The sequence below is a fragment of the Halalkalibacter oceani genome, from assembly GCF_023715605.1.
Classification (GTDB): domain Bacteria; phylum Bacillota; class Bacilli; order Bacillales; family Bacillaceae_D; genus Halalkalibacter; species Halalkalibacter oceani.
In genome coordinates, this window is record NZ_JAMBOL010000051.1 from 1 (window position 1) to 8,297 (window position 8,297).

Here is an 8,297-nt window from a genome sequence, read left to right on the forward strand (position 1 = left end):
GGGATTTAGTGTCGGTGTGGTAACCTCACTATTGCCTAAATTTCAGGGGGTGGCAATTTTTTTGCTTATAAAGCCCTCTATCAAGGTATTTTATAACCTATTTCTTATAAAAGTTTTGACAATACGTAAAAGGAATAGAGGGGTGTTTTATGTATTTTTTCTATAAAAAACGACAACGAAGTATTTCTGTAAACTTAATTTTTATTTTAATATTCAGTAATTTCTTAATGTTCGGGTCTTTAGTTCATCAAGTTCAAGCCGCTACTATTGATTTGGATAGTGCTAAGAAATTTTCTGTTGCAGATTCTAATAATAACGAGTGGGTATTTGGGACTGTTGGATTAGAGGGTGATAAAACAGGGGTCTTAAAAGTAAAGTTAGATAGCAATTGGGAAATTTTAGATGAAATAACTTATAAAGTATATCGAACTGACGGAAGTGAAGTTTTTACAACAGATGTAAAAGCTCTTATGGGAGCAAGAGCATCGAATGTCTCTGATTTTAGTGTGTATCCGCTTTCAGGTGGTAGATCTATAATAACTTGGGAAGGGACAAATAATGGCTGTAGTGGTTCATTTCAGTTTATTATGTTAGACCTCAGGGGGAACGTCATTAAGGAAGCCACTAATATTAGTACACAAGCATCAACTTATAATTGTTACACTGGGGCAACTGAACTAACTAATGGCAATATCGCTTTCTTTTGGCAGCATGCAGGAAATGAGTATTATTTACGAATATTTGATTCAAACGGAAACCCAGTAACGGAACCTACTTCGATTACAAATACGGGGACGAGAGAACTCCCTGCTGGCTCTACATATGAACATTCAATAGCAGCAAGTAGCGATGGGACTTTTATGATAACCTACCATAGTTACGATTCTGGTTACTATCAAGGTGTCATTTATAACAATAATGGCACACAAAGGACAGTAAATGGCTTTAATCACTTTAAACTTTCAGATTTGCCTAAACCTAGTGGGGGTGCTTATTCAAAAGTTGTTGGACTAACGAATGGAAAGTATGCGGTATACTATCGTACTCATGCAGAAGGGAAGGTTAAATTTTTCAATTCTAGTGGTGAGGCTATTGGAAATGAGATAGACACTGATTTAGTTTGGAATTTTATAAGTTTGGCCACTGGTGGTTTCTTAGTTGCTGAAACTCCAGAAATTCGTGCGAAACATTATGATAATGATGGAACACTTCTTGAAAATTGGAAATCTATAGATAATGATCAAGGTGACGGTTGGTCCGAATTATTTTTTGCTGGCTATGATCAAGGGTTCGGTGTATATAATTCTATGACTGGAAATATAATTTTGCATGGTATGGGTGAGGTTACTGTTCCACCGATCGAAAACAGCATGATCAGTCCAACTAGTGTAACATTCGATCAAAATGAAGCAAATCAGTTGGATGTCGAAGTGACGATGACACTAAACGGAAATACGTTGTCAAGTATATTAAATGGAACCACGTTACTGCAGGCCGGAACAGATTATGAGGTATCAGGCAATACAGTAACCATTAAGAAAGAGTATCTGGCCAAACAGGTTGTAGGAACAACAACGTTAACATTTACGTTTAGTTCCGGCGATCCACAGAATTTGGAAATAGAGATAAGTGATACGACTCCATCTTCTGGTGGTTGCGCAGATTCTATTCCGCCAGATTATAGATGTGAGGATTTTGAAAGTGTAGATCCAACTGGGAGTGATTATAGCCCGAGAACTATAGGAGATTGGACAGTAGCGATACTTCAGGAAAATGGCGCGCATGATCCAAATGCAGTAATTGGTATCTTTAATGAAAATGATAATCAAATGTTGGATTTAATGAATGAGCATGATGTAGGAGAGTACGCACTATTTAAATTGACTTCTGGAGATAGCTTTAAGCTTGTTTCATTTAAAGCAAAAGAGATGGGTCAAGCTTTATATACAGTATTAGGTTATAAGAGTGGTGTGCCAGTACCTGGAGCGGAATATGATTTTAATGCTTCTACTTTAACAACTGTAGAACTGACCAACCCTGCTTGGGGGAATATTACAGAGTTTCGTATCGTGCAACAAAAAAGAGAGAAAGATATTAGTTTATTGATTGATGATCTTGTGGTTACTGATGCAGACGCAGGTGGCGAGCCTGTACTGCCAGAGTTGGAGGGCACGGTAAGTATCACTGGAGAAGCCAAGTTTGGCAGTACCTTTATGGCGGATATTAGTAGAATTACGTATAGACCGAATGCGACGACTGATAATCCAACATATCAATGGTATCGAGGAGCCACGTCAATCTCAGAAGCGACCTCGCCAACGTATACGCTGGTAGAAGCAGATATCGGAGAGACGATCAAAGTCACGGTTACAGCCGATGGAACAAATGCGGTAGGAAGTGTGACGAGTGCGGAAACAGCTGTGGTGGAAAAGGCGGATGGTCCAAGTGCTCCTTCTGCACCAACCGAAGTGAGTAAAACGACAACCACCATTATGTTACAAGAGGAAGCAGGCCAAGAATACAGTGGAGATAACGGGACAACATGGCAGGACAGCCCAATCTTTAGTGGGTTAATGTCAGATACGGAGTATACGTTTATTACGAGAGTAAAAGAAACGGCGACCCATAAAGCCTCGCCAGACAGTGAAGGTACAACGATTCGAACCGAAGCGATTCCAGTAATAGGAGGCACGGTAAGTATTATAGGAGATACAAAGTATGGCAGTGAGCTAACCACAGATCTAAGTGACATCACGTATACTCCAACTACGACGGAAGATGTGCCGACATATCAATGGTATCGAGGAGCCACGTCAATCTCAGAAGCGACCTCGCCAACGTATACGCTGGTAGAAGCAGATATCGGAGAGACGATCAAAGTCACGGTTACAGCCGATGGAACAAATGCGGTAGGAAGTGTGACGAGTGTGGAAACAGCTGTGGTGGAAAAGGCGGATGGTCCAAGTGCTCCTTCTGCACCAACCGAAGTGAGTAAAACGACAACCACCATTATGTTACAAGAGGAAGCAGGCCAAGAATACAGTGGAGATAACGGGACAACATGGCAGGACAGCCCAATCTTTAGTGGGTTAATGTCAGATACGGAGTATACGTTTATTACGAGAGTAAAAGAAACGGCGACCCATAAAGCCTCGCCAGACAGTGAAGGTACAACGATTAAGACTTCTAAAGTTGCCACATATACTATAACCTACAACGGAAATAACAATACGGGAGGCACAGTTCCAACCGATGGCGGAACGTATGAAGAAGGAGACGACGTAACGGTACTTGGCAATACTGGTAATCTAGTAAGAGCTGGTTACACGTTTGCAGGCTGGAACACCCAAGCGGATGGAAACGGAACGAATTATGAGGCAGGAGCGGCATTTTCAATAGGAATTAAGAACGTAACGCTCTATGCAAAATGGATAGCTATTCCACCTTCTGGAGGAGGGGGAGGCGGAGGTTCAACTCCACCGCGTACTCCAACACCTAATCAACCAGGAACAGAAATCATCACCGTTCCTGTAGAGACAGGGAATGTCGGATCTGGTTCCACTGTAACACAAACGCAAATTACCCGTACGACGGATCCAAATGGTAGGGTTAATGATGAGGTTGTATTAACACCTGAGCGGGCAAAAGAAACGGTTCAAAGCGTTACAGAAGCAGGCCAAACGCTAGCTCGTATCGTGATTCCCGATGAAAAGGATGCTGTGTCACAAGTGAATGTAACGATTCTACAGGAAGCAGCAAAAGAGTTGGGAGATTCTCGGATTGACCTGGAGATCTATACAGAAAATGTGCGGATTATTGTTCCGCAACAATCGTTAGACGGTTTCGAGAATGACTTATTCTTTCATGTTGTTCCGCTCAAGGATGAAGCAGAGAGAAGAGAAGTGGAAAACCGTGCAAGGGTAGAACAAATTGTGAGAGAAATGGGTAAAGATCAAACTGTAAATGTGATTGCTCGTCCAATGACGATTGAAACAAATATGCAAAGCAGTCCCGTGACATTGGTTCTTCCATTACGAGATGTGGAGCTTCCGACGAATCAACAAGAGCGTGAGGCATTTCTTGCCGACTTAGTCGTATTTATTGAGCATAGTGATGGAGAGAGGGAATTAGTTAAAGCTAATCTAGTAGAATACAAGGGAAATCAAATAGGTTTAGAATTTAATGTGCATAAGTTTAGTACGTTTGCGATTCTTTATATAGAAGGTTGGGATGATGATTATCTTTTCCATCAAGCCTATATTAAAGGATTTACGGATGGAACCTTTAAGCCTCAGAATATGGTAACACGAGCAGAGGTTGCTGCAATGCTTGCCCGAAATCTAGAATATGATCATGCTCGACCGGTGAATCATGCCCCATTCCCGGATGTTCAAAGTACACATTGGGCATCAGGAGCAATTGAGTTTGTGAAACAAGAAGGCTTGATGAGAGGAGATACAACGGGAACATTTCACCCGAACGCATCGATGACGCGTGCTGAGATGGCAGTGATTGCTGGTCGATATATGGAGTTAGGTGAAGGTGATTTGACAAATCCTCACTTTTTAGATGTATCATCTCATTGGGCAGCAGATTCAATTGAAGCAGCGAGCTTAGCAGGAATCGTAAATGGATATACAGACGGTACGTATAAACCAAATGGTCATGTAACACGCGCTGAGGCGGTGACAATGATCAATCGGCTATTCAACCGTGGTCCATTATATGGTATTACGATACAGAGCTATCCAGATGTCCCAGCGACACATTGGGCTTTCTATGATATCGAAGAAGCTGCACAGGATCACGTTTATACGATTCATCCAGAAGCAGGCGAAAATATAGTGAACTAAAAGAAGAGAATGGTTGAAGGTTGGACTTTCGACCATTCTCATTTATTGCACTTATGAAATAGCCGATTTAGAGAGTTTGTTTGTATTCTCACTTAATATATCAAACTGATGTAAACGTAGCCATTTAATATGAAAAACATTTAGATGAGAATATTATTTCTTTGTACTATTTCAATTATGTCAAAATGAAACAACTAGGACGAGTCTGAAAACAAAAGAATCATGTGGTATGATATGAGAAAAACGAATGGAGCAACGAGCAAGACTCAAAGACGGTACGAAATAAACATTGAACAGTGGGAACAAATAAAGCACATGTTCCCTCCTTATCAAACAGGACGTCCGACAAAACTAAGTAATCGCACGATGTTTAATGCTTTTCTTTTGGATCGCTCGAAGAGGTGCGGCATGGCGAGATTTGCCGGAAGAACGTTATCGCTCATGGAAAACGCCTACAGTCGCTTCTGCAAATGGAGAGATTCGGGACTACTTATCGCCATCTTCCAAGCCCTTCACATTGAACCGGATTTTGAAAACCTCAGCATTGATTCTACATCGATCAAAGCCCACCAAGACAGTGCGGGTGCAAAAAAAACGCAGATGGACATGAAGTAAATCAGCACATCGGCGTCAGTCGTTGGAAAGACAACCAAAAGTCATACCGTCGTCGTTCGTTCCAGTCAATGTCATTTGGATTAGTAGACTAATGGAATAGATTAAGAGATAAAAGGATAAAGTCGTTGCTCGTAACGTCCCTTTCTTAGCATCTGTTTCTGTAAAGTAAAGCAATAACGGTGGTCCAGTCATACCGATACTTGTAGTTGATATCCCACCAACTATGAAATCCCTAAAGGGTGTTGCTTTAACTTTGAAGTTAAAAGTCAGTAACAATGTTAATAATAAGAGGAGGATGCTAACTCCTAATTTAAAAGTATCTATGCTAATTGAAATGAAAATTAAAATACCAATAGGTACAACAGCTATGCTTCCCAATATAAATTTTTTCAGCAGGATAAAATCAATGTCCTGTTTAATCTTCAAAATTAGTGAGATTGAGATTATTAAAGATAAAATAATGTTTATTTGTATGGCCTCTTGTGGTAAGAATAGCATTAATAAAAAAGGTGTTGCCATGATAGAAAAACCAAAACCTGTACTTGTTTGCAAGACAGACGCTACTAATATAATACATGAAAATGAATACAGTTGCCCAAATAGACCTCCTACACTGTGGTTTTCGACTGGGACAGGATGAACACGGTATAGCCGGCCCTCGAAAGCTCTTTTAAAATAAAGGAATCTGTCAATAATAACAGCGCAGCAACAATCAGTAAATAAACAATCATTCGGCTATAGCTAATTGTTTTGTTGCCCCTTTTTTATAACATACACTAAGATTAGTATAAAAAAGAGAAGAGCAAAAGAATAGTGCTCTTCTCCATGTAATGCCAATCCTCAATCCTTTTCCACCTCGACCATAATCACTTCCTGGCCTTTTACATCAACAATGTCATCCTCAAAAATACTGACACTTTCAGCAGGAGGATCTTCTTTTATTTCAGCCCACATCTCAGAGTCGGGATCTATATCCTCATACGTTGCCTTGTCCTGGCGGATCTGCTCTTCCGTTGCTTCTTCAATTGGGATCATGATTACTTCTGTTCCTTCTACTGCCCTTTTAAATTCGAAGGAGCCTTCACCAGGGGAATCTTCCGGCGGTTGGATATTTATGTTGTGCAATCCCTCTTCTTCACTTATTTCGGTCTTGACCTCTGGTGTGTTTGTCGCCGCCCATACTGCGGTTGCCGTGCCAATCGCTCCAGCGACGATCGTTGTTACCGCCGCTGCGGCGATGATGGATTTTTTTCGTTTTTTCACATTCAGCATCATTTCCAGCCTCCTTTTTAATTGTTTGCCAGTGCCCGATAAGGAAGTACAAAAGCTTAGCGGGAGTCTTCTGCCTTCCATGACGTGCAGGATCATGGCCCCGTATTGCTTCCGTTCTTCGTAGGACATGTCTTTCACGACTTCTTCATCGCAGGACAGCTCGCTCCATTTGTGAATGTCTTTGCGGAGAAGGTGAACGAATGGATTAAACCAGTGTAAGGCACTCGCAGCGAGAACCAGTGATTTGACAGCCAGGTCTTTGCGCTTTACGTGCATCAGCTCGTGGTGAAACACCATGCGAATATTCAGCTGCGCGCTGGTCTCCTCTGGCAGCAGGATGATCGGCTTCCGTAGTCCGAAAAGTGCCGGGCTGCGGACAGCCGAGCTATAGAGGAGCTGAACATCGTCTTTGATCCCGAGCTCCTGCTTCATAAGGAGAAGCTCGTGGCGAATTTCGCTGTTCTCTCGGACGGGTGTGCTGTGACGGTGCAATTCGTTTGTAAATCTGCGATGACAATACAGCTGCCAGAGGGAATAGATGATACCCCCAGTTGCCCATATGGCTAGCATTGTGAGTGCGAGGCTCGCAGAAAGATAGTCTGGAAGAAAGCCAGTAAGCTGCCGGCTTACTGGTTGCTGCTCAATCAACGGAGTTCCGGCCTTACTTGGATATAATTTGAACAGCCAATGAATCAAGAGTGCTGCCGGAACAAGAAAAAAGGCAAGGGCGACCTTTCCGAGAAAATAGCGCCATTTCGCTGGAAAAAAGCTGGCGGGAAGCAGGCTTACCAGAAGGAGACAGCCGACGACGACGCTGCCGGCGACCGTTAAGCTGACAAGAATTTCGAGAGCACCATTCATTTCGTTCACCTACTTTCCAGAAAACCACTGCTTTAGCTCTGAAATATCTTCATCAGACAGCTTGTCGCCATCATATAAAGCAGAAATCATGTTTTTCACCGACCCTTCATAGAGGGCATCGAGCACATTTTCTGTTTCCCAAAGCTTGTACGCTTTTTGTGACAGACAAGGAGCATAGTGATTCGTCCGGCCTATTCTCGTCGCTTTGAGCAGTCCCTTGTCCACCAATCTGGACAAGAAGGTTGAGATCGTCTGCGCTTTCCATGTTTTGTCTCTTTTTAAGAAAATACGAAGCAATTCACTGGAGGTGACAGGGGGATCGCACGCCCAAATCACTTCCATCAGCTCCATTTCAGTATCGGAGAGCTTTTTAATTTGTTTCATGGCGGACTCCTTTCCGGTAATGTTCTACGTGAACCATCACTACGATATGTAGTGATTAAATTTTACTACAATAGTTAGTAGATTGTAAAGTGCTGGTTATCATCTGCAGGCATTGCTTGGATCGACTGTTATATACGTTTTTTAAGAGAGCGTTTGTTGGCAGCTTGCGGTTTCTTAGTCGAAAAATTGTTAATGACGTTCTACAATGTCTGGATCTTGACGGCGCTAATTGTCCTAAAACTGACGGATTCACTGTCCAAAATGAAGAGGAAGCAATCCTTTGCTCCCCCTTCATTTTACAAATCTACTTGA

General features: G+C 42.1%; 4 protein-coding genes and 1 pseudogene. 2 read left to right on the forward strand and 3 right to left on the reverse strand.

What is annotated here, in order from left to right; translation table 11 throughout:
• The first annotated feature begins 149 nt into the window (after positions 1 to 149).
• Positions 150 to 4,853 (forward strand): S-layer homology domain-containing protein, encoded by a 4,704-nt coding sequence (locus M3202_RS21710; RefSeq protein WP_251225309.1) that lies wholly within the window; start codon positions 150 to 152, stop codon positions 4,851 to 4,853.
• 234 nt (positions 4,854 to 5,087) lie between these two features.
• Positions 5,088 to 5,468 carry a hypothetical protein gene (locus M3202_RS21715; RefSeq protein WP_251225310.1) on the forward strand — a complete coding sequence of 127 codons (381 nt, stop codon included), beginning with the start codon at positions 5,088 to 5,090 and terminating at the stop codon, positions 5,466 to 5,468.
• Positions 5,469 to 5,522: 54 nt separating this feature from the next.
• Here M3202_RS21715 and M3202_RS21720 read toward each other — a convergent pair.
• From M3202_RS21720 to M3202_RS21730, 3 genes and pseudogenes are all read right to left on the reverse strand, one after another.
• Positions 5,523 to 6,059: pseudogene (locus M3202_RS21720) on the reverse strand (sulfite exporter TauE/SafE family protein); the annotation flags it as partial.
• A 249-nt stretch (positions 6,060 to 6,308) separates the two neighbouring features.
• Positions 6,309 to 7,601 carry a M56 family metallopeptidase gene (locus tag M3202_RS21725; RefSeq protein WP_251225311.1) on the reverse strand — a complete coding sequence of 431 codons (1,293 nt, stop codon included), beginning with the start codon at positions 7,599 to 7,601 and terminating at the stop codon, positions 6,309 to 6,311.
• 9 nt (positions 7,602 to 7,610) lie between these two features.
• Positions 7,611 to 7,985, reverse strand: coding sequence for a BlaI/MecI/CopY family transcriptional regulator (locus M3202_RS21730; protein ID WP_251192572.1), 375 nt, complete (start codon positions 7,983 to 7,985; stop codon positions 7,611 to 7,613).
• Positions 7,986 to 8,297: the final 312 nt, after the last annotated feature.